The organism is Commensalibacter sp. M0133 (assembly GCF_016101485.1).
GTDB classification, from domain to species: domain Bacteria; phylum Pseudomonadota; class Alphaproteobacteria; order Acetobacterales; family Acetobacteraceae; genus Commensalibacter; species Commensalibacter melissae.
This window is the reverse complement of sequence record NZ_JACFQI010000003.1, coordinates 26,175-47,739: the sequence shown is the minus strand read 5'-3', so window position 1 is coordinate 47,739 and position 21,565 is coordinate 26,175. Positions and strand designations below refer to the sequence as shown.

Here is a 21,565-nt window from a genome sequence, read left to right as displayed (position 1 = left end):
TATTGATTGATAAATACCTCATATACCCAACATCAATTTGATATTCTGGATGGCCGCCCCTGATGCTCCTTTTCCAAGATTATCCAAACTTGCAGTCAATATTACCTGATCATTTCTATTATTCGAATGAACCCTCAGCTCCATACGATCGGTAAAGGCCAGCTGGTTTGCGGGAAGACGCGTCAAACCATCCTCAACAAAAACAATATTTTTTCGTTGAAAGTAATGTTCCCTCAAACATGTTTTAAGCTGTTTGACCGTACCATTTAACAAATTAACATGCAAAGGTATCGAAACAATCATTCCCTGTGCAAAATTTCCTACGGATGGAACAAATACAGGTTCCTGCATCAGATCGCAATAATGACAAATTTCCGGTAAATGCTTATGATTCAAATCTAAAGCATATAATTCGAAAGGAGGTGCATTCTTTTCCTGTTCATAAACTGCAATCAACTTTTTCCCTCCTCCACTATAACCACTTACAGCATTAATGGTTAATGGATAGTCCACGGGAATTATACCCGCCTTTACCAAAGGATGAAGCAAAGCAATTGCTCCACTGGAATAACATCCAGGATTGGCAACCTTATCGGCTTTTGCAATTTTTCGTTCTTGCCCCGGATCCAATTCAGCAAATCCATAAACCCATTCCGGATCTGTTCGAAATGCTGTACTGGCATCCAAAATACGCGGTCTTTTACTTTCCATCATCTCAACAAGAGCAACAGCCTCACGTGAAGCCTCATCCGGAAGACATAAAACCGCCAAATCAACTGCCGCCATCATTTGAAGACGTTTATCAATATCATGACGATGCTCAATGGGGACCGAACATAATTCAATTGACAAATCCGCCAAACGTTGTCGTATACCCAACCCCGTAGTTCCATATTCCCCATCAATAAAAATTTTAGGCATTTCTGTCATGACTGTCATTCCAAATAAATCGGTTTTTAATAATTAAACATATGCTTAAATAAAAAAGGCGAAGAAAAGCATAATGCCTTTCCTCGCCCCTGATTTCATAAAGCTGTAAGGCTTAACGTTTACTGAACTGGAAGGAACGGCGGGCTTTTGCCTTACCATACTTCTTACGTTCAACAACACGCGCATCACGTGTCAAGAAGCCTGCCGCTTTTAATGCGGCACGTAATTCAGGTTCATAGTTGCATAAAGCACGACTTAATCCGTGACGAACCGCGCCAGCCTGTCCTGACAAACCTCCCCCTGTTACAGTGCAGTAAACATCAAACTCACCTTCACGATTGGTTACCTGAAAAGGTTGATTCAACAACATCTGCAAAACTGGACGAGCGAAATAACTTGTTAACGGACGTCCGTTAACAATAATCTCTCCCTTACCGGGTTTTACCCATACACGTGCAATGGCATCCTTACGACGACCGGTTGCGTAGGCACGACCAAACTGGTCACGCTTTGGTTCACGAACGATAACTTCCTGTTGTGCCAAAACAGTATCAACAACTGCCTCTTTCAGATCAGCCAAGCTGCCTGTACGTTCTTGAGTCTCTGACATATTCCTCAGGCTCCAACTTTTGTAGTTTTATTAACGCTATTTTTTCGGTTCAACGCAGCTATATCGAGCTTAACCGGTTGCTGTGCTTCATGTGGATGAGCATCACTGGCGTAAACATATAAATGTTTCATCTGTTTACGCTGCAATGGACCACGGCTAATCATACGTTCAACTGCCTTAATGACAAGATGTTCCGGATTTTTACCCGTCAAACGTTGTCTGATCGTACGTTCTTTGATCCCACCGGGATAACCTGTATGATAATAGAACATCTTCTGTTCTACTTTTTTGCCTGTTAAGGCGACTTTATCAGCATTAATAACAATAATATTGTCACCACAATCGACATGGGGTGTATATTGTGGTTTATGCTTGCCACGAAGGCGATTAGCAACGATAGCAGCCAAACGTCCCAAAACGATGTCTTTCGCATCGATCAGAACCCAATTCTTGGTTACTTCCGCTGGTTTAAGCGAAATGGTTGTTTTCATTAACTCTAGATTCCGTTAATTGAGCAAAACTGTAATTTGACTTTTGTTTATTAACTCAAGTATGTTTTTCGTCAAGTTTTTTTTTAATATTTACTAATTTTTATTTGTTTTTCAATGGCTTTAAATATGTGGTATTATAATACCACATATTTTTCTCTTCTCTTTGAGAAAAAATCAAATAAATTCTTATTACTTACTACAATAGTACAATGATCCAGCATTGATTAGACAAGCAATACAATAATGGAAAATTATTTCCGCTAGATTTTTCTGTATCTTAATCTTCTTGTTATAATGAATCAAAGTATTGTAATAATTGGTACAACCAGTCCTAATTGATTTAATTGCCTGCAAATAAAAGGGATTAAATGCCAAATTTAAACCATGTTTTACGGAAAAATTTTATTGTCACAATAAATTGTCGGATGGGGCGAATGACGGGGATCGAACCCGCGACAACCGGTACCACAAACCGGCGCTCTACCAACTGAGCTACATCCGCCATTGTGTGATGAAATGTCTTTACTATAATTCCGTGTAATTCGTCAATTCATTTTCAAAAATTTTATTTAATTTTCTTTTATGCATAATAAATCAAGCTCTTACAAAAATATAAAGACCTGAATACTATGCAGAAATTCAAAATTTTAAAAAAATCAAATCAGAAATCTATACGTGCAGTCACCTTGAAATAACGTCCCGGTTGAGAGAAATATGCCTTCTGTAGACTGCGAGAGGATTGTCCAACCGGCAAAGAAGATGCATTATAATATTTTTTGTCAAACATATTATACATACCAAATTGAAACCGCAAGGGACGATAAAAAGAAGGTCTGTACCATCCGGTCAAATCAAAAACAACATAACCTGGCGTATTCCACTGTTTGGAAAGAACACCCGTGTTATTCAAAAATTTGGCATTGTCCCTGGCTATTGCAAAAGTGCTTGATAAATCCGTTCCCCAATTATCTGTTTTATATCCAAACCCAATGATTCCCCGGAAAGGCGCTATTGAACTTAAAGCATAATTTATATCTGTATTACGTCCATGGGCATATGCAAAAGAGGCCCACGTATGCCAGTTGGGATCGAATTCCCAGTTCATACTGGCCTCTGTTCCATAAATACGAACACGAGACAGGTTATCGTAGCCAAAACACATTTGTGTTCCGGTGCAAGGATTGATACCGATCATATCAATATAATTGCGATAGTAATTATCATAAAAGGCAATATTGAAGCCCCGTCTTGAATTGCCATATTTAAGTCCAACTTCCCAACCACGACCTGTTTCAGCCTTTAAATCGGGATTACCAGTGACCTGATACATGGGAGGCGTTCCATAACTTAAATACTCTTCATTTGCACTGGGTGCACGATAGGATTGTGAATATTGTGCATAAGCAACCAATTGATGAATAATCCGGGCTTCGACCAAAATCTTTGGAGAGTAACGAGAGCCACTGGCCCCTTTGGGCAATCCATTGTAAATTGGATTGTTTTGATATTTCGAAGTGTTATGCGGATCCCGTTTAAAATAATCAAACCTTACACCTGATGTGATATGCAGCCACTCATTTTTTCCAATGCCAATACGATCTTGTAAAATGGCCCCCAAATCAGTCCCGTGCACATTTGGCATATCCGAAAAATTATTATGCAGGAATGGATTCTTGGTGGCATTCCATCCTGATTGATACTGACTTGTATCTGTTAGATAAGCTTCACCCCCATATGTAATTGCATGATGTATCGAGCCTGTAAACACGTTCATTGTTGCATGTCCAACCACTCCATAAGATTGAACATCCATGTCCAGTTTCTGCCAGGAATCACGCTGCGGCATTAAATCATAACGATCCGAGATATTCGTTATAACATTATTATCCTGCCAATAGGCAATAAACTGCCTTTCTCCAAATAAATCCTTGGCTGGGTCCTTTGCCTTGTAATCATAATGGACAGAAAAACGGGAGCGTTGATTTTCACTTTGTGTACGATAAAATTCCTCTTTTACCTGTTGAGAAGTCAATGTATGTTCATCAACATTGCGATCGACCCATTCTCCTGTAATTCCTAGCCGATGACCGCCTGAAAAATAATGAATGACCTTTCCTACAAAACTTCCCTGATCGTAAGAGGCAGGATTACGTTTTGTACGTGTATTTCCATACCCCCCAGTATGTCCCATATTTCCGGTTTCACTACCATTGGAATAGCCTCCTTCCAGTAAAAATAATGTATTTTTGTAACGTGCGGCAAAAATCTGGTTTAACAACGCGCTTGCACTGACGCCATCATAGGTAGTTTTTGTAATCCCGCCAAATTTTTGTCCTGATTTTAGAATATCCTCTGGATTAAAAGTTCGTAAGGCAACCACTCCACCCAAAGAACCTGTTCCAAAAAAGCTGGAATCTGCACTTTTAATAACATCCATTCCACCCAAAGAATTAAAATCAAAGGTTGATAAACCACCCTGTTGAGTCGTAAATGCACTTGCAAATGCACCATCATTTGCCCACATCATACGAATACCATCAATCGTTGTTAATAAACGACTTTGATCAAGACCCCGCATATTAATACTATAATTATTTGAATTATAGTTAATTGCCGCATCCACACGACGCGAATAATCCTCCAAACTATCGATCTGTTTATCCCTGAAAGTTTTAAAGGTTGTTGTTGTCGTCAAAACTCTTGATTTTCCTTGGGAGCTATAATCTTTATCGGGATCAATTTTTGTATAAGACAATATCGGGTCTGATTTTCCCTTGACTTGGATCGGAGAAAGCTTTAGCGAAGTCCCTTTAATATTGTTTTTCTGATTAAATTGATCCGATCTTTTTTCTTCATCTCTCTGTTGCGTTTTGAGGTCCGGCAATAAATCCTGACTAATGGAATTAGATGATTGACCCCAGGCTGATATATTGGTCAAACCTAAAAAACCGGACATTACAAACCATGGAAATTTATATGAAAATGGAAAAAAAAAATGTTTTTTTTGAATAGTCTGCATGGAATTCATCAATCGTTATTGTGAATGATTATTAATAACTTTTGATGACACAACTAAATTTTAATGTCAATAAATTAATAATGATTCTTAATATCAATTGATATTGATAATTACTATTAATTGGTATATGTCTAAAAATTATGGTGTTAAATAAATTTAGCCAACTTAACTGATTAATTTTCATGCAATAATGGAAACACAACCATGACAGATTCAGGAACCCTTACTTTAACAGAAGCTTTACGTCAGCAAACACGGGAAACTCACGAAAAATTGGATCATTATCTTACCAGCCTTGGATTATTCAACAACATTGAACTCTACAAGAAATTTCTCTCACTTCAATATTATATTCATCGTGATGCCAACAGTTATTATCATGACCAAACGTTAACAGCCATTATCCCCGATCTCATTAATCGCAACCGCTTTGAAAAAGTGAAAGAGGATTTGAAAGATTTAAAAATTGATATCCCTTCCACTATCTTTACTTCACCGAACACAACGAATGCTTCTGAGGCGGTAGGTTTTCTTTATGTTGTCGAAGGATCTAAACTTGGGGCAAATACGCTTTTGAAACGCGTGGAAAAAATTGGTTTATCTGAAAATTATGGGGCACGACATATGGCACCAGATCAAGATGGAAGAGGCGCATCTTGGAAAATATTTCAAAATTCAATTAACCAGGCAAAATTGGATATTCATACCACCATTAAAAGTGCCACCACCGCATTTAGCCAAATCCTTGCCTATGCTAAATTTGTAACGACATAACTTTAATTACATAAAACCGGTTATTTATTAAATAACCGGTTTTACATACAAATATCCTTATTGCCATCTTTACATAAAAATTTTCTATTTTTTACGATACAGAAAAATATTTAATCTTAGGCTTTCCCATCCAGTTTAATACCAGTTCTATAATTTGATAATGATAATTAATATTACTTAATATTGATAATTAATATCATTTAATATATGATAAAATTCATAAAGTTGAATTGCCTGTTAAAAAATTTATTAAATATACAGGATCTTATTGGATTAACATCATGTCAGATACATTTATAGGATCATATCTTATCTCTCATCGTCTATATGGAGATAACTAATGACCACTTTATCTTTTTCACCCTGGCAACTATTTGAAAATGCAAATCCAGTTGTGCAATTTGTCATGATCATGCTTTTACTTGCCTGCTTAATCAGCTGGACAATTTTTATAGCGAAATATATCGAGATTTTCCGCCTCAACCATAACCTTTTGATTGATAAGTTCCGTTTACAAAATGCCAAAGAATTGATGCCTGACATTGATCTTTCCAAAAAAGGAATTGGTAGGACAATGTTAATGGCTATCACGGATGAATATCAGTGTTCCAATGTTTTGACACATGATTCGGAAGGGCTGAAGGAAAGGATTGTATTGTTATTAGAAAGAATTGAAAGCAATGAAGGTCATTATTTAAATAAAGGGACCGGTTTTTTGGCAACCATTGGTGCGATTTCACCGTTTATAGGCCTATTTGGAACAGTATGGGGGATCATGACATCGTTCACAGGGATCGTTTCCACCCAAACAACAAGTCTAACGGCTGTTGCCCCGGGAATTGCAGAAGCCTTACTTGCCACGGCTGTTGGTCTGGTTACCGCTATACCTGCCGTAATATTCTATAATATGATTCTTCGTTCAAACGCGAATTGCAGATCAAAAATTGCAGACTTAAGTACCATTTTCATGCGCCTGGTTTCTCGTGACATAAGCAAGTTGCAAATAAAAGACAAGAATACACAGATCATACCCTTTCAACCAAAAATGATGGGAGAAAAAATATCATGATCCGTATGCGTCATGCTGATAACGATTCAAAAGAAATATGCGATATCAATGTCACACCATTTATTGACGTGATTTTGGTTCTCTTAATCATCTTTATGATTACCGCACCTTTGACAACAGTAAAAATTCCGGTCACTTTGCCTTACTCTTCCTCAAAAAACATGGAACAACCCAACCACCCTGTTTATCTAACACTGAAAACAGACCATACCCTAACCTTAAATGATAAAACTATTTCATTAAAGGATATCAATCCCAGTATTAACACTGCAACAAATGGCAATAAGGAAGAACATATCTTTCTTTATGCGGATACCAAAATTGATTACGGCTCTTTCATTATGGTAATGGATCAACTCCGTGCCGCGGGTTATCATAAAATTTCTTTGGTAAATTTACAAAACAAACAATAATGGCATGAAAACCTCCACGATTACTGACAAAATTTCCTTTACAGAATGGCAAGCCAATCGAAATGATCTCAGATCTAAAGAAAACCGTTATATAATAATTGTTTCCTTTATCGTCTCTTTATTAATTCTTATTTTTCCTTTTTTTCTTTTTTACAATAATTCTTCAGTGCCCAACAAACCCGTTGTTACTGAAAGCAGTGCTCTTGTACTTGACTTATCCCCCAATCGAACAGAAACTCCGACTTCACCATTATTGAATAAACCTACAACACTTGCCAAAACAGAACCCTTGACACCCATTCAAAAATTATTGCCAAAATTTCCAGTCTCAAATATTCTACCTGATATACCAAGAATAGAAAAATTCTCTAAACTCAAAATAAAGCAACCTTCCCAACATATTATTCCACAACATACTTCTCAATCTGGATCAAATTCAACATCCACATCAAAAAATAATAATACCGATCATCCACCAGAAAAGGATCAAAACGCACAAGTCATACACACTTCTTCAACATCCGCTAACTGGCAGGGAATGGTTTTAAATAAATTCGAACGTTTCAAACATTACCCGCCCGAAGCTCAAGCTGATGACCTAGAGGGAACCGCCATTTTGCACATTACCATAAATCGCCAGGGAATCATCCTAACAAGCAGTCTTGCAAAAAGTTCCGGATATTTGATCCTGGATCGAGAAGTCCTTACTTTATCCCACCGCGTTAAAAAACTTCCTCCTCCACCCGATGATATCCAAGGTTTACTAATTAATTTGGATATTCCTATAGAATTTCATATAAAACAATAAAAAGAAATTTGTTAAACAATATCTAAATGTTGATCTGTTCAACAAATTCTTGTCTTATTACATATCAATCATTATGCAGCATTTCCCTGATAAACTGTCACAGAAGAACTGTTTCCAGATGGATTTTGATATGCACTTAATGAAAACTCCTCAATAACCGCATAGGCATGTTCAAAAATTTCCGATTGAATGGCTTCGTAATCCTTCCAGACAACTGTATTGCTAAATCCATAAATCTCCAACGGTAACAATCCTGTTGCATCGGGGGCCATCTGTCGCACCATATAGGTCATCTGATTAAGAATACGAGGATGATTTTTCAAATATAAATCCAAATAGATACGGTAAAGACCCAGATTTGTGATTGACTGGCCTTTGGATAAATATTTGCCTAAATCCATAATGAATTCTTTATGATCAACCCTGTCCTTATATTTTTCTGAATTTGCAAAGGGTTGAAGCAACTTGCTTTCTAATATTTTTTCCTTTTCCTCAGGTGTTATATAATGAACGGTTGTAACATCAATATACACAGAACGTTTGATCCGTCTACCGCCAGATTCCTGCATTCCACGCCAATTGGTAAAAGAATCGGAAACAAGCGCATAGGTAGGAATCATCGTAATTGTATTATCAAAATTGCGAACCTTGACAGTTGTCAAACCAATATCCATTACAATTCCATCCGCACCATATTTGGGCATTTGGATCCAGTCATTTACACGCATCATATTATTTGCAGATAACTGAACTCCCGCTGATAATCCCAGAATGGAATCCTTAAAAACCAACATGATGACAGCTGCCATGGCTCCCAGTCCACTGATCAGGATAAGTGGCGATTTGTCAATTAGTACGGAAAGAATAAAAATACCAAAAAGCAGTGCGGCCAATAATTTAAATCCTTGAAATATACCTCCAAGCGGAAGCCGTGCCGCTATATCCAGCTTACTTGCAAATTTTAAAACAATATCCAGAAATGAAAATATTGACAGAAGTGCACAGACCAATACCCAAACTTTTGCGGCAATCATAAGAAAAACTAGCGTTTTCACACCCTGATGCACCCAAAAAGTGGTCTGCAGTATGACAATCAACCCCTGCACAGTAAAAGCCATACGGCTAAATAACTGATTCTCTGTAACGACCTTGCTCCATAGTCGCGTGCTTTTTTGTGCAAATTGAACCAATCGGACCAACACAATCCGATGTAAAATCACATGAACAATGGCCGCCGTAAGGATGATAATAGATACAGCTGTTAAAAACAAAGTAAACTGATTAAATTTAAAACCATGTTGCTGTAAAAAATCTATAATATGTTGTTGCATATTAACCTCTTGATTAATTGTGCGATAAAATAATTTTTCATTAATAATCTCATTAAAAAATCTGGTTATTTTAACCCAAATATATCTTCGATATCTTAATATCTTATCTGTAGTATTTTAATCGTTTAACGAATTTTTCCAGATCACTTTACGCCATTTACGAACACTGTTTATAAAAGCGATCTGACTTCCTACCTGTATATCCTGTTTATAAATCACCTGTTCTGTCGCCATGCCCTGATCCAACAGATATTGACACATCGTTCCTCTCAAGAGGCCAGAAGAGACAGGTGGCGTAACCCATTTCCCCCCTTTACACAAAAGAATATTTCCATTGACAAATTCTGTAACTTCATCTCTCTCATTAAAAAGTAATTGTTCACAATCCAATGTAACAGAAGGATAAAAATCCCTTTTTGTCGTTTTGTGGTATAGAAACATATTATCTGACAAAACAGGTTCTTTCGCCCATCTTGCGATCAAATCGTGATGTAAAGACTGAATAGCATTAATTTCTATCTGAATTAACCCTTTTTGATCTAACAATATTCTTACCTTCCAGCATCCTCGTTCATATTGACAGGAGAGATGTTGCAGGCTTTTTAACAATTCTGCCTGGTTAAAGGAAAAATCAAAATATTCAGCCGATTTTTTCAGCCGGTCCAGATGTAAAGATAAAAGAAAATAACATCCATTCTCTAGCAAGACTGATTCAAGTAAATGATCGGGTATCCGGCGATCATACAAAACCTGTATTTTATGAATAACTTCACGATATTCATCCTTGGAAGTGGAATCCCAAGTTATTCCTCCTCCAACACCATATACAGCTTTTTTATTTTGGACAACCAACGTTCGAATAGGAACGGAAAATATCGCTTCTTGATCAGGGGTTACTATCCCAATAGCACCACAATAAACTTCACGCGGCTGTTTTTCAAGCTTTCGAATAATTTTCATTGTATTTGCTTTCGGTGCACCAGTTATAGAACCACATGGAAATAACGCCCTAAAAATATCCAATAATGTTGTTTTTTCCTTTAATCGTGCAGTTATTTCTGAAGTGAGTTGCCAAACTGTAGGATATTTTTCTTTATCGAACAAAGATGAAACCTTCACACTTCCCTGCTCTGCAATTTGTCCCAAATCGTTACGCAGCAAGTCAACAATCATCAAATTTTCAGCACGATTTTTTTCATTATTCAATATTTTCCCGTTTTCAAGGTCTTCTGTTAAGATTAATCCCCTTGGGGCTGTTCCTTTCATCGGTTTAGCAGTAATTTTCCTTTCTTTTACCTGAAAAAACAATTCCGGAGATGCCGAAAGAATTTGAAACAATCCAATATCCAGATATGCACTATAACTTGATTGTTGGGCCTGCAACATATGCAGATAGAACTCATACGGGTCTTCCTGGAAATCCGTTCCCATTCTCAGTGTATAATTCACCTGATAGGTATCACCGTCAGCGATATGATTTTTAACAGCTGCAATAGCTTGTTGATATTCATGCCATGAACAATCAGGTTGCCAATTCATTACCCCAAAATCAATTTTTTTAGATTGTGGTTTGAATTTTCTTTTTATCGGTTTTTCAAAAATACCAAACCATAACAATGGCATTTTTTCAGGAGGATGCGTTATCAAATAAGAACGAAAGGCAGACGCGGCTTCATACGTTATAAATCCTGCTGCATAATATCCTTTTCCTACCCATTCCTCTATTTCCTGTATACAGGATAAAACCTTATCCAACTGACGTGTTTGTATAATCCTCAAAACATTTTCGAAATTGTAAGGATAGTTTAAAAAATCAAACTGTAATTTCATAAAAACCGTAAACGAAAAAAGATAATCACTATAAAATTATCAATTTTTTAATCTAATTCTATAATAATACAGCGATATATATTTATTTTATAATCATTGATAGAAAATGATTCATTTAATTGTATAAAAACCAAATCATGAAAATAAATCTTTTAAAACCGATATTTGGTTTTAAAAGGTTAAGACGAAAAACGATTGTTTTAAACGGTAATATTAAAAATAGCATCCTTATACTATCGACAACGTATCAATATATGATTTTTACGACCTGATGACAGCTTAATAACCCCATCACATAACGCATCATCAGTAATAATTTGTCCCTCATCACTAATTTTTTCATCATTAATTCTTGCTCCACCCCCTCGAATTAATCTTCTGGCTTCCGCATTACTATTCACTAACTTTCCAAGAACAAATAAACGAAAAACAGGAACACCCTGTTGTAGCATTTCGGTGGGCAAGACTATTTCGGGTAATCCGTCTTGAGCCAGTTTACCCTGCTCAAATATGTCTCTAGCCGCCTTCTGTGCAGCTTCTGCTTCACTACGACCATGACAAATTGCGGTCACTTCTGTTGCCAGCATTTTTTTCGCCTCGTTTATTTCCGCTCCTTGCAAAGCGGCTAAACGTTCACATTCCTGAATGGAAAGATCTGTGAAAAGTTTAAGAAAACGACCAACATCCTGATCTTCCGTATTACGCCAAAATTGCCAGAAATCAAAAACCGAACATTTCTCCTTGTTAAGCCAAATGGCTCCTTTGGCTGTTTTTCCCATCTTGGCCCCTGAACTTGTTGTCAATAAGGGGGCTGTTAATCCAAATACCTGTTTTCCCTCCATTCGACGTACAAGTTCTACACCAGATACAATATTTCCCCATTGATCTGAACCACCCATCTGTAAAACAGTTCCATAACGACGATTTAATTCGCGAAAATCATATGATTGCAAAATGGAATAGTTAAATTCAAGAAATGATAACCCTTGTTCTCTTTCCAAACGTGTTTTAACACTGTCAAAGGATAACATACGGTTAACTGAAAAATGAATGCCAACATCTCTTAGCAAGTCAATGTAGGAAAGCTTTTTCAGCCATTCTGCATTATCAACCGTAATTGTTTTGTTTTCCCCTGATCCAGGTTGTAAAATTTGATGAATATTCTGGACAATCCCATCTAAATTCCGGTCAATTGTACCCTGATTCATCAAGCTGCGTGCTTCTTCCCGGAAAGAGGGGTCTCCGATTTGGGCTGTTCCACCACCAACTAAAGCAACGGGCTGATGCCCATGTTTTTGCAATAAACGCAACAGCATCAGCTGTACCAAAGACCCGACATGCAAACTGTCAGCTGTTGGATCAAATCCGATATATCCAGAAATAGAACCTTTTGCCATACGCTCATCCAGGCTTTCCAGATCAGTCGCCTGAAAAATAAATCCTCGTGCCTGTGCTTCCTGCATAAACGAACTTTTTGGGGTCATAATATTATCTCAAAATCAGATTTGGTCAAAAATTTAATTAACGTTGACTTGAACTCGGCAAATCAAATTTTTCTATGTATCATGAATTAGTTTAAAATCAAAGAACACGCTTTAATTGTTCCTCAAAACTAAAGAGGCTCTTTTTATGAAGGGGGTAATGAAATGGGTGGTGCATACCCATTTGACGGGTCAGTGATCCTGACCTTTTGCTGAGACTGGCGTGAATGTTTTAACCCTAACAAAATAGACGGGGGTGAAACATAATGATTAGGTGTTCCACTTGTATATTCACGCATAGTCGATTGATCATCTGTCAAGGCAGGATGTTCAGAATTGGTATAGACACCCCCCTCCTCAATATAGGGATCTGGATGAGTATGCCAACCTTTTTTACGTAGCGGATTATGCATCTGATGTTTGGAAGGGTATAAACCTCTTTTTTTATGATAGGATGGAAAAATGCCAGTATCAGTATTATACTTATTCTCCGATTGATGGATATTCCATTCTTCATTCGGGGTTTCCTTAGTTGTCACAGAAGGCTTGGCATAAATTGAATGACTTGATGAATCATATAGACTTATCCCAATCATGAATAAGAAAAGTTGGTATTTTTTCATAATTCGCTCATATCCCTTAATAATCGCCTAGATTATAATATTTTTTTAGACAAATGGTGAATGTTTTTTGAATATCTTTTTATGGTTTGCATCCGAGTAATCGGACAAAAAAACTTTTCTTAACAATTATATTCAAATAACAATTAATAACATTTAATATTTTATTTAAGCCTAAAAAATTTTGGAAATCCAACATTCATTTATAAATTAGCTAAATTTTTATTTCAGTAATTTTTTTAAACCATTTATCTTTTTCCTATGCCAATGCAAGTGACAGCTAGGTTTACGATAATGATTATAACACGATAGGTGGCTTTAATTCTGATTTCGATAAGGTATATGATAAGTATTGTCAATTTATTGGGTAAGGTTGATCATAATTCCGGTAAGATATATAATTAAAAATGATCATTTTATTAGGTAAGATTGACCCAAAACATCACAACCGGGATTAATATTATTAAAATATAAACTTATATCAAAATGGGTATGGTAATTATGAGGATTATAAAAAAAAGACTTTTACTGTCCTATAGCGCTTTTCTGGGATTACTTTTATCCTGTCCAGCCTTGGCTGAAACTACCCAAGTCACAGACGAATCAAAAACGACCATTAATCACTCCCCAACGGGAGATAACATGATGCATCAAAAATTTGATTTTCTAAAATCCTACGCTCATGAAAAAAACCAAGATTTCGATAAAGATCTAGATAAGCTGGAAAAGCAAATCCAAGACAAAAATAGCAATTTACACAAAAATCTGGAACAACTTAAAACCTATACACATGATAAAAAGAAAGATTTAAATGAAGAAATTGAATATCTTAAAACACAAGTTAATGATAAGAACAGTGACCTTTATAAAAAACTCAATGAATTAGAAACAAAGGCCAAAAACAAAAATAGCGATATATATCGGGAACTGAAACATATAAAAGATATAATTGAAAGTCAGCCTGATCAACTCAATAAACCAGCATCTTTAAGCAAATAAAGATAACATTTAATAACTGGAGAAACTCCCTTTTCTTCAGTTATCTTTTTTCATTAAAATTCATAGAATAACTATATCTCGTAGCATTTCATTATTTTCTATATAATTAAGTAATAAATTAAAATATATTGAATTTAAAATATTTAAAATATAGAATAGAAATTGTAATAAGTTATATAATATAAAATAATTTTGCAAATAATAATTAATAAAATTATCCAAGTAATAAAATTTAATTATTAATTTATTATTTTATATTTCTCAAATTTCTTTAGGTGATAAATATGTCTGAAAAAGAAAAGTCTGAGAATAATGCGAATTCTTCCGTATTTCATACCAACTCTCGTCGCCAAGTCCTTACCGGTGTTGCTGTTGGAGCTGCCGCTTTAGCGACAAACAGGAGTATTCATGCCATGCCTGAACATGTTGAAAATAAATCTATCCCTCCTCTAAAAAACCCAATGTCCCTATACCCAACGCCTCCCTTTTCTAAACAGCCACAACCTTGGCCTGGTTTACAGTCCAAGATGCAACCTGTTCCTGATTGCGGAGAAAAAACATATCAGGGAAGCGGACGTTTAAAAGGACGACACGCACTAGTTACAGGAGGTGATTCCGGTATTGGACGCGCTGCCGCTATAGCCTTTGCACGTGAAGGAGCGGATGTTGCCATCAATTATCTACCACAAGAAGAACCTGATGCAAAGGAGGTCATTGATCTTATTCAAAAAGCCGGACGTAAGGCTGTTGCATTACCCGGTGATATCCGGAATGAGGATTTCTGTAAAAAACTTGTTGCAGATGCTATAGCCAAATTGGGTCAAATAGATATTCTTGCCCATGTGGCTGGAAGACAAAAATATTCTGAACAACTGACTGATATAACAACAGAAGAATTTGATTGGACAATGAAAACCAATCTTTATGCACTTTTCTGGATCACCAAAGCTGCCATTCCACATTTGCCACCTGGCAGTTCCATCATCACCACCTCTTCACTCGTATCATATATGCCTCCAGAAATTCTGGTGGATTATGGCATGTCCAAAGCAGGTATCAGCAACTTTACCAAATCAATGGCCAAACAGCTTCTTCCCAAAGGAATACGTGTCAACTGTGTTGATCCAGGACCTTTCTGGACCCCCCTACAAATTTGCGGGGCTCAACCCCAATCAGCTATTCCCAACTTTGGTGGTGAAAGTCCTTTTAAACGACCTGGGCAACCTGCAGAAATCGCTTCCTTGTATGTTACACTTGCCTCTACTGAATCATCTTATGTAACAGGGCAAAGCTGGGGAATTGTGGGAGGAACAGGACAACCTGGATAATCTTATTATTTTCTGCTTTATAATCTCTAATATCCATTATTTTTAAGGTTCATTAATTTTATAATGAACCTTTTTTATAAAAAATCACCTTTCTAAGTCTTGCTTATTTTCAATTTAACCGAATAATTTGCCTTTAAAACGGACAACTTGTCTCCAATTCCACGTTTCCGGGACAAATGATCCCATTGTTTAAACCTGTGTAGATCCCGTTTGGCCAAAATAACAGGTAAAATAACGGATCTGTATTGACGCTCTAACAAACAAGCCTTCTCGCTTCTTCGCATATAAAAATATGCCTTTTCTATTAAAATATCACGGATTGCATTAAGTTCTGATGATGTTACGCTAATTCCGTTTTCTGACCGCTGTAACGAGAAATCATGAATTATCTCTGCTGGCAAAGGACAACGCCCTTTTCTAAATATATTCGGTAAATTTTTTGAAATATGAACGGTTTCACTGGCAATACCCGCTGCAATCACCGCTTCAACCAACGGTAATTCTTTTATTTTAAAAAGATTTGCAAGAATCCGCTGAATTTGTCCAACAGACCGCACCATTATCGAATCCCAATGATTCCAATTTTTTATACCCTCTAATTCTTCTTCGCGAGCGGAAATGATTTTTAAAAGATCTTCAGCAGAAAACAAATTTCGATCCAGAGAATCCTTGATATAAGGCGCAATTTCATGATCCCGGTCGGATTTGTTTGCCAACAAGTCCCGCCACCATTGCAAACGGATATAACCCGCCATTGGCCCTGCCACATCCCATGAAGAGGATAGGGTCACGGCCCGAGTAATCTCGGTATAAAATGCCAATAAACGAAAATATTGTTCTCGTAAATCAGAAGGCATAAAAAGCGCGCAAAAGAAGTGATCTGGATCAGACTTCCTTATATATTGGCCGCAAAAAGAAAGGGGTTTAGATTTTTCTTTAATCATTTCCAAAAGATATATATAATTTATGAAGGAGATGTGCCTAAAAAATTTATCAATTAATCTCTGTAAAATTCCGCATAATCTCTATATAAGAGAATTAAGAACCAAAAAGGTCTTATATAATTTTTTAAAATTATTGCAATATATCGAGGAACCAAATGTCTTTTGAATTACCACAACTTCCCTTTCCCTATAATGCTCTGGCTCGTTCAGGAATGAGCGAAGAAACCATGCAATTTCACCATGACAAGCATCATCAAGCATATGTTAATACCCTGAATGATCTTATCAAAGCAAACCCTGCACTTGAAGGAAAATCATTAGAAGAATTAATTGTAACGGCAGCAAAGGATGAATCCTTAACACCTGTTTTGAATAATGCAGGTCAACATTACAACCATTCTTTATTCTGGAATTCCCTAAGTCCTGATGGTGGTTCAATGTCTCCTGCATTTGAAGAGTTAATCCGTAAAAATTTTGGTTCAGTTGAAAATTTCAAAGCTGAATTCAAAAAGGCCGCTACCACGCAATTTGGCTCGGGATGGGCTTGGCTGGTTTTGACTTCTGACAATAAATTAATCGTTACCAAAACACCAAATGGTAAAAACCCGATTTCCGAGGGCCAGGGAAAACCTCTATTAACCATTGATGTATGGGAACATGCATATTATATTGATTTCCGTAATCGCCGCCCTGATTTTGTGGATAATTTCCTTAATAATCTCGCAAATTATGATTTTGCAGAAGCCCAAATAAACGCAAAATAAACTGTATCAAGGAAACCGGCATTTCGCCGGTTTTTTATTCCGCTTTTACCGTTTCATGAGCTTTATCCAATGTAACAGCCTTATTTTCTTTGGCTTCTTTTTTACCTTGGTTTTTTATCTTGGATTGGGTATTTTCTGTTTGGGCCTTACTTTCCAAAATAGTCGTAACAGTACTACGAACAACCATTACTCGAACATTTGACGCAATTTCCACTTCCATTTGATCTGAATCTTCCTGGTTACGTACAATTTTACCAACAATACCACCCGCGGTTACAATTTTATCACCCCGTCGCAATGCTTTCATTTTTTCACGAACTTGCTTGGCTTTTTTTTGCTGCGGCATAATAACAATAAAATAAAATACCAGAAATATTCCAATAAAAGGCAGTAAACTCATGATTGTGGCAGTACCACCTCCACCACCACCTGCACTTTGTGCATAGGCAGGAGTAATAAATAAATCCATAAAATTGATCATCAAACTGCTTTCCTATCTTATTCACATTACGTATATTGATCATCTATCATTATAGGCACCTTCATACACTATATAAAGTATCTCGCATACTACAAGATCATGAAAACCGGAAAAAAGATGACTCAATCCCTTATCCCCTTACTGGAACGTATCGCGATTTCCCTAGAGAGACTTGCCCCTCCTCAACCAAAAATTGAAAATATTGATAAACATAACTGTTTTATCTGGTCCGCCCAGAATAATGAATTGACACCCATTCAGAACATGTCTTTTATCGACTTTCATCTGTTACAAGGTATCGAAAACCAAAAAGAAACACTTTTTCTGAATACATATCATTTTGCCAAAAATCTTCCCGCCAATAACGTTCTTTTATGGGGGGCAAGGGGAACAGGAAAATCTTCATTGATCAAATCGGTTTATCATGAAGTAAACAGCAAACTATCAACCATTTGCCCTCTTTTGAAAATTATTGAAATTCCCAGGGATGATATCTACTCCCTGCCCATTCTTTTACGGTTATTGAAACCTCTGTCTTACAAATTCATCATTTTTTCAGATGATCTTTCCTTTGAATCAGAAGACCGTGATTATAAAGCGCTCAAATCTGTATTAGACGGTGGAATTGCCGGACGCCCAGAAAATGTGTTATTTTACGCCACAAGCAATCGTAGACATCTAATGCCAAGGAATATGATTGAAAACGAATCCTCTTCCGCCATTAATCCTTCTGAAGCCATTGAGGAAAAAGTATCTCTTTCTGATCGTTTTGGATTATGGATCGGATTTCATAATTGTTCCAAAGATTTATTTGATCAGATTGTAACAGAATATGCAAAAGCAAGAAAATTACCCATTTCAAAAGAGGATCTCATAGCACAGGCCAACGAATGGTCAGTTACTCGTGGTGCCAGAAATGGCCGTGTTGCCTGGCAATTTATAGAGGATTTAACGGCCAAATTATCCAGTGGATAATACTTTTTTCTTTTTACAATTTGACAGTCCACAAACAAAAGGGGGTGAATTTTATCCCCTTTTGTTATATTTCATTATCCGATTTTTTCAATACCACCCATATAAGATCGAAGCACTTCAGGAATAGATATTGAACCATCCTCATTTTGATAGTTTTCCATAACAGCAACCAAAGCCCGTCCAACTGCAACACCAGATCCATTTAAAGTATGCAAAAATACCGGAGGCGTTTTTCTACCCTCTTCAGGTTGTGGGCGATAGCGAGCATTCATGCGACGCGCCTGAAAATCACGTGTATTGGAACAAGATGAAATTTCGCGCCAGGCTTGTTGGCCTGGCAGCCAAACTTCCAGATCCCAGGTTTTTGCTGCCCCAAATCCAGTATCACCAGAACATAACAAGACACGACGATAGGGTAATTCCAATTTTTCAAGAACCATTTCGGCACAACGGGTCATCCGCTCATGCTCTTTTTCACTTTCTTCAGGTGCGGTCACACTGACCATTTCAACCTTATAAAATTGGTGCTGTCGAATTAATCCCCTTGTATCACGACCAGCAGCTCCTGCTTCACTTCGGAAGCAGGCGGTTAAAGCAGTTCTGCGAACAGGTAATTGATCATAATTGATTATTTCACCTGCCTGTATTCCTGTCAGAGGGACCTCTGCTGTTGGAATTAGCCAACGATCATCTTTTGTACAAAAAGACTGATCCCCGAATTTAGGCAATTTATCCGTGTTAAACATGGTCTGTTCATTAACTAGTAATGGAACGACATATTCCTCGTAATCATGTTCAGTTGTATGAAAATCCAGCATAAATTGTCCCAGGGCACGATCAAGTCTTGCCAACGCTCCACGTAAAATGCTGAACCGTGCACCCGCTAACTTGGTAGCTGCATTAAAATCCATCAACCCTGATTTTTCGCCCAACTCGAAATGCTGCAATGGAGTAAAACCAAATTCACGTATTTTTCCCCAATAATGTACAACAACATTTTCAGTTTCATCTTTTCCCGTCGGAACCTCCACAGCCAAACGATTAGGCAAACTTGCCAGAACCTCAAAAATTTGTTGATCCAATTTATCCGCACGCGTCTGCAATGAATCTATTTCCTGACGCAACCTTATGGCTTGCGCTTCCAAAACGGAACTGTTTTCTTTATTCCGTTTTAACTGACCAATTTGTTTTGAAATATTATTTCGATCAGCTTGTTTTTGATGCAGCTCATTCAAATATGAGCGCCGTTCCTCATCATACGATAATAATGTCTGACTAACTGCGGATAATCCACGACGGGCCAAATCGTTATCAAAAGCCACAGGATCAGAACGCAGAGCACGAAAATCATGCATTATAATAATTCCTTTTCTGGTTTGGGTTCCACCATTCGGGCAGATAAAATTGAAATCTCATATAAAATAATTAAAGGGATAGCCAAGGAAGTTTGTGTAATTACATCGGGAGGTGTAAGAACTGCAGCAATTACAAAAGCAATAACATATGCATATCTTCTGAATTTCTTTAACTTTAATGAAGTCACAAAACCTATTTTTGCCATCAATGTCAACATGACAGGAAGCTCAAATGCAATACCAAAAGCCATGATTAACCGCATAACTAACGAAAGATATTCGGAAACCTTGGCTTGCAATTCAATATGCATATTATGATCCCCCCCAACCTGAAATGATAAAAAGAATTTCCATGCAAAAGGAAAGACAAAGAAATAAGCGAGCGCTGCACCCAGTAAAAACAAAATCGGTGTTGCAACCAAAAAAGGCGCAAAAATCCTTTTTTCATTTCGATATAATCCCGGGGCAATATATATCCATGCTTGAATGGCAAACATAGGAAATGAACAAAAAATTGCACCGAAAAATGCCAACTTGATATAAGTGAAAAATGCCTCATATAAGGCCGTATAAATAAGATGGGGTTGTTCTCCCTGTTGTCGCATGGCTTGCGCCAAGGGGTGGGCCAAGAACATATAGATTTGTTCCGAATAGTAATAACAAAACCCAAAAGCAATCAAAAAAGTTGCCAGACAGACAATCATTCGACGACGTAACTCAATAAAATGTTCCATCAGAGACATTGATTTATCATTGATCAACTCTTCTTCGGGAATATTCATGGCCATCCCTGTTCCCTGTAATTGACAATTTGTGGTGGAATCATCGCTGGAACAGGTGGAGCCGATCTTTTAACCTGTAAACGCTGCGCAATTGCAGGAGGAAAAAAAATTGGAGCTGGATCTTTTTTTGCCAAAGCTTCCAGATCAGGTTCCTTATGATCGGTTGATGCTGAATATTCGGGAATAATCTCAGGCTCTTTATTTGAAAAAGGAATTTCATAAGGTTTCGGAGATTGAATAGATGTTTGATTTAGGGGGGAATTCAAATTCTCCTGAAGTGTTCTATCTCGATCGATTACATCCAATATTGCACTTTTAATATTCATACGACGTAATTTCATCAACTGATCTTTGGCTTCCTTAAGGTCTGGATCCTTAACCATCTCATCCACCTGACTATGGAATTCACGTGCCATGCCCCTGCATTTTTTCACTATGTCACCAAACCAAAGGACAATTTTTGGAAAATCTTTTGGTCCTATAAATATCATGCTGACAATCGCAATCAATATCAGTTCTGCCCAAGAAAAATCAAACATGCTTTATATTGTCCCCTCTATT

Annotated in this window: 21 protein-coding genes and 1 tRNA gene; 8 read left to right on the top strand and 14 right to left on the bottom strand. The window is 37.0% G+C overall.

The features are described from left to right. Positions 1 to 18: 18 nt before the first annotated feature. From argC to H3T46_RS06720, 5 genes are all read right to left on the bottom strand, one after another. Positions 19 to 930 carry an N-acetyl-gamma-glutamyl-phosphate reductase gene (gene argC, locus H3T46_RS06740; RefSeq protein WP_198198134.1) on the bottom strand — a complete coding sequence of 304 codons (912 nt, stop codon included), beginning with the start codon at positions 928 to 930 and terminating at the stop codon, positions 19 to 21. Between the two features lie 112 nt (positions 931 to 1,042). Continuing rightward, positions 1,043 to 1,540 (bottom strand): 30S ribosomal protein S9, encoded by a 498-nt coding sequence (gene rpsI / locus H3T46_RS06735; RefSeq protein ID WP_198198136.1) that lies wholly within the window; start codon positions 1,538 to 1,540, stop codon positions 1,043 to 1,045. Positions 1,541 to 1,545: 5 nt separating this feature from the next. Continuing rightward, positions 1,546 to 2,031, bottom strand: coding sequence for a 50S ribosomal protein L13 (rplM, locus tag H3T46_RS06730; protein ID WP_110439377.1), 486 nt, complete (start codon positions 2,029 to 2,031; stop codon positions 1,546 to 1,548). 426 nt (positions 2,032 to 2,457) lie between these two features. Continuing rightward, a tRNA-His gene (locus H3T46_RS06725) sits at positions 2,458 to 2,533 on the bottom strand. A 159-nt stretch (positions 2,534 to 2,692) separates the two neighbouring features. Next, the gene (locus H3T46_RS06720; protein ID WP_198198138.1) at positions 2,693 to 4,987 is read right to left on the bottom strand and encodes a TonB-dependent hemoglobin/transferrin/lactoferrin family receptor; all 2,295 of its coding nucleotides are present in this window, start codon (positions 4,985 to 4,987) and stop codon (positions 2,693 to 2,695) included. 267 nt (positions 4,988 to 5,254) lie between these two features. Here H3T46_RS06720 and H3T46_RS06715 point away from each other — a divergent pair, with 267 nt between their 5' ends. The 4 genes from H3T46_RS06715 to H3T46_RS06700 all read left to right on the top strand — a co-directional run bounded on the left by H3T46_RS06715 (position 5,255) and on the right by H3T46_RS06700 (position 8,114). Further along, positions 5,255 to 5,824, top strand: a complete 570-nt coding sequence (locus tag H3T46_RS06715; protein ID WP_198198140.1) for a biliverdin-producing heme oxygenase — start codon at positions 5,255 to 5,257, stop codon at positions 5,822 to 5,824. Between the two features lie 340 nt (positions 5,825 to 6,164). Next, a complete protein-coding gene (gene exbB / locus H3T46_RS06710; protein ID WP_155564967.1) occupies positions 6,165 to 6,893 on the top strand; it encodes a tonB-system energizer ExbB in 729 nt (242 codons plus the stop codon). Beyond that, positions 6,890 to 7,306 carry a biopolymer transporter ExbD gene (locus tag H3T46_RS06705; protein WP_198198141.1) on the top strand — a complete coding sequence of 139 codons (417 nt, stop codon included), beginning with the start codon at positions 6,890 to 6,892 and terminating at the stop codon, positions 7,304 to 7,306. Before exbB ends, H3T46_RS06705 begins: the two co-directional genes overlap by 4 nt. A gap of 4 nt (positions 7,307 to 7,310) precedes the next feature. Continuing rightward, on the top strand, positions 7,311 to 8,114 hold the full coding sequence (locus tag H3T46_RS06700; RefSeq protein ID WP_198198143.1) for an energy transducer TonB: 804 nt from the start codon (positions 7,311 to 7,313) through the stop codon (positions 8,112 to 8,114). Positions 8,115 to 8,185: 71 nt separating this feature from the next. Here H3T46_RS06700 and H3T46_RS06695 read toward each other — a convergent pair whose 3' ends face one another. From H3T46_RS06695 to H3T46_RS06680, 4 genes are all read right to left on the bottom strand, one after another. Further along, a complete protein-coding gene (locus H3T46_RS06695) occupies positions 8,186 to 9,445 on the bottom strand; it encodes a mechanosensitive ion channel family protein (protein ID WP_110439372.1) in 1,260 nt (419 codons plus the stop codon). 117 nt (positions 9,446 to 9,562) lie between these two features. Further along, positions 9,563 to 11,224, bottom strand: coding sequence for an aminodeoxychorismate synthase component I (gene pabB / locus H3T46_RS06690; RefSeq protein ID WP_232350055.1), 1,662 nt, complete (start codon positions 11,222 to 11,224; stop codon positions 9,563 to 9,565). A gap of 284 nt (positions 11,225 to 11,508) precedes the next feature. Continuing rightward, positions 11,509 to 12,759, bottom strand: coding sequence for a tyrosine--tRNA ligase (tyrS, locus tag H3T46_RS06685; protein ID WP_198198147.1), 1,251 nt, complete (start codon positions 12,757 to 12,759; stop codon positions 11,509 to 11,511). Positions 12,760 to 12,902: 143 nt separating this feature from the next. Further along, the gene (locus H3T46_RS06680; RefSeq protein ID WP_122122980.1) at positions 12,903 to 13,379 is read right to left on the bottom strand and encodes a hypothetical protein; all 477 of its coding nucleotides are present in this window, start codon (positions 13,377 to 13,379) and stop codon (positions 12,903 to 12,905) included. Between the two features lie 498 nt (positions 13,380 to 13,877). On the opposite strand from H3T46_RS06680, the gene H3T46_RS06675 reads away from it, so the two are divergent. Both H3T46_RS06675 and H3T46_RS06670 read left to right on the top strand, forming a co-directional pair. Continuing rightward, complete coding sequence (locus H3T46_RS06675; RefSeq protein ID WP_198198149.1) at positions 13,878 to 14,375, top strand: hypothetical protein; 498 nt, start codon at positions 13,878 to 13,880, stop codon at positions 14,373 to 14,375. A 284-nt stretch (positions 14,376 to 14,659) separates the two neighbouring features. Further along, the gene (locus tag H3T46_RS06670; RefSeq protein ID WP_283949373.1) at positions 14,660 to 15,703 is read left to right on the top strand and encodes an SDR family oxidoreductase; all 1,044 of its coding nucleotides are present in this window, start codon (positions 14,660 to 14,662) and stop codon (positions 15,701 to 15,703) included. A 92-nt stretch (positions 15,704 to 15,795) separates the two neighbouring features. Here the strand turns inward: H3T46_RS06670 and H3T46_RS06665 are convergent, their stop codons facing one another. Beyond that, positions 15,796 to 16,647, bottom strand: a complete 852-nt coding sequence (locus H3T46_RS06665; RefSeq protein ID WP_255550362.1) for a squalene/phytoene synthase family protein — start codon at positions 16,645 to 16,647, stop codon at positions 15,796 to 15,798. A 155-nt stretch (positions 16,648 to 16,802) separates the two neighbouring features. Between H3T46_RS06665 and H3T46_RS06660 the strand changes: the two genes are divergently transcribed. Beyond that, on the top strand, positions 16,803 to 17,411 hold the full coding sequence (locus H3T46_RS06660) for a superoxide dismutase (protein ID WP_110439365.1): 609 nt from the start codon (positions 16,803 to 16,805) through the stop codon (positions 17,409 to 17,411). 34 nt (positions 17,412 to 17,445) lie between these two features. On the opposite strand, the gene yajC is transcribed toward H3T46_RS06660, so the two are convergent. After that, entirely contained in the window at positions 17,446 to 17,892 is a 447-nt protein-coding gene (yajC, locus tag H3T46_RS06655; protein WP_347401019.1) for a preprotein translocase subunit YajC, read from the bottom strand. 117 nt (positions 17,893 to 18,009) lie between these two features. On the opposite strand from yajC, the gene H3T46_RS06650 reads away from it, so the two are divergent. Beyond that, on the top strand, positions 18,010 to 18,867 hold the full coding sequence (locus tag H3T46_RS06650) for an ATP-binding protein (RefSeq protein WP_155564957.1): 858 nt from the start codon (positions 18,010 to 18,012) through the stop codon (positions 18,865 to 18,867). A 74-nt stretch (positions 18,868 to 18,941) separates the two neighbouring features. On the opposite strand, the gene serS is transcribed toward H3T46_RS06650, so the two are convergent. The 3 genes from serS to tatB are packed head-to-tail and all read right to left on the bottom strand — an operon-like array spanning position 18,942 to position 21,543. Continuing rightward, entirely contained in the window at positions 18,942 to 20,222 is a 1,281-nt protein-coding gene (gene serS / locus H3T46_RS06645; RefSeq protein WP_110439363.1) for a serine--tRNA ligase, read from the bottom strand. Then, a complete protein-coding gene (gene tatC, locus H3T46_RS06640; protein ID WP_155564955.1) occupies positions 20,222 to 21,004 on the bottom strand; it encodes a twin-arginine translocase subunit TatC in 783 nt (260 codons plus the stop codon). Before tatC ends, serS begins: the two co-directional genes overlap by 1 nt. Then, positions 21,001 to 21,543 carry a Sec-independent protein translocase protein TatB gene (gene tatB / locus H3T46_RS06635; protein WP_198198155.1) on the bottom strand — a complete coding sequence of 181 codons (543 nt, stop codon included), beginning with the start codon at positions 21,541 to 21,543 and terminating at the stop codon, positions 21,001 to 21,003. Before tatB ends, tatC begins: the two co-directional genes overlap by 4 nt. Positions 21,544 to 21,565: the final 22 nt, after the last annotated feature.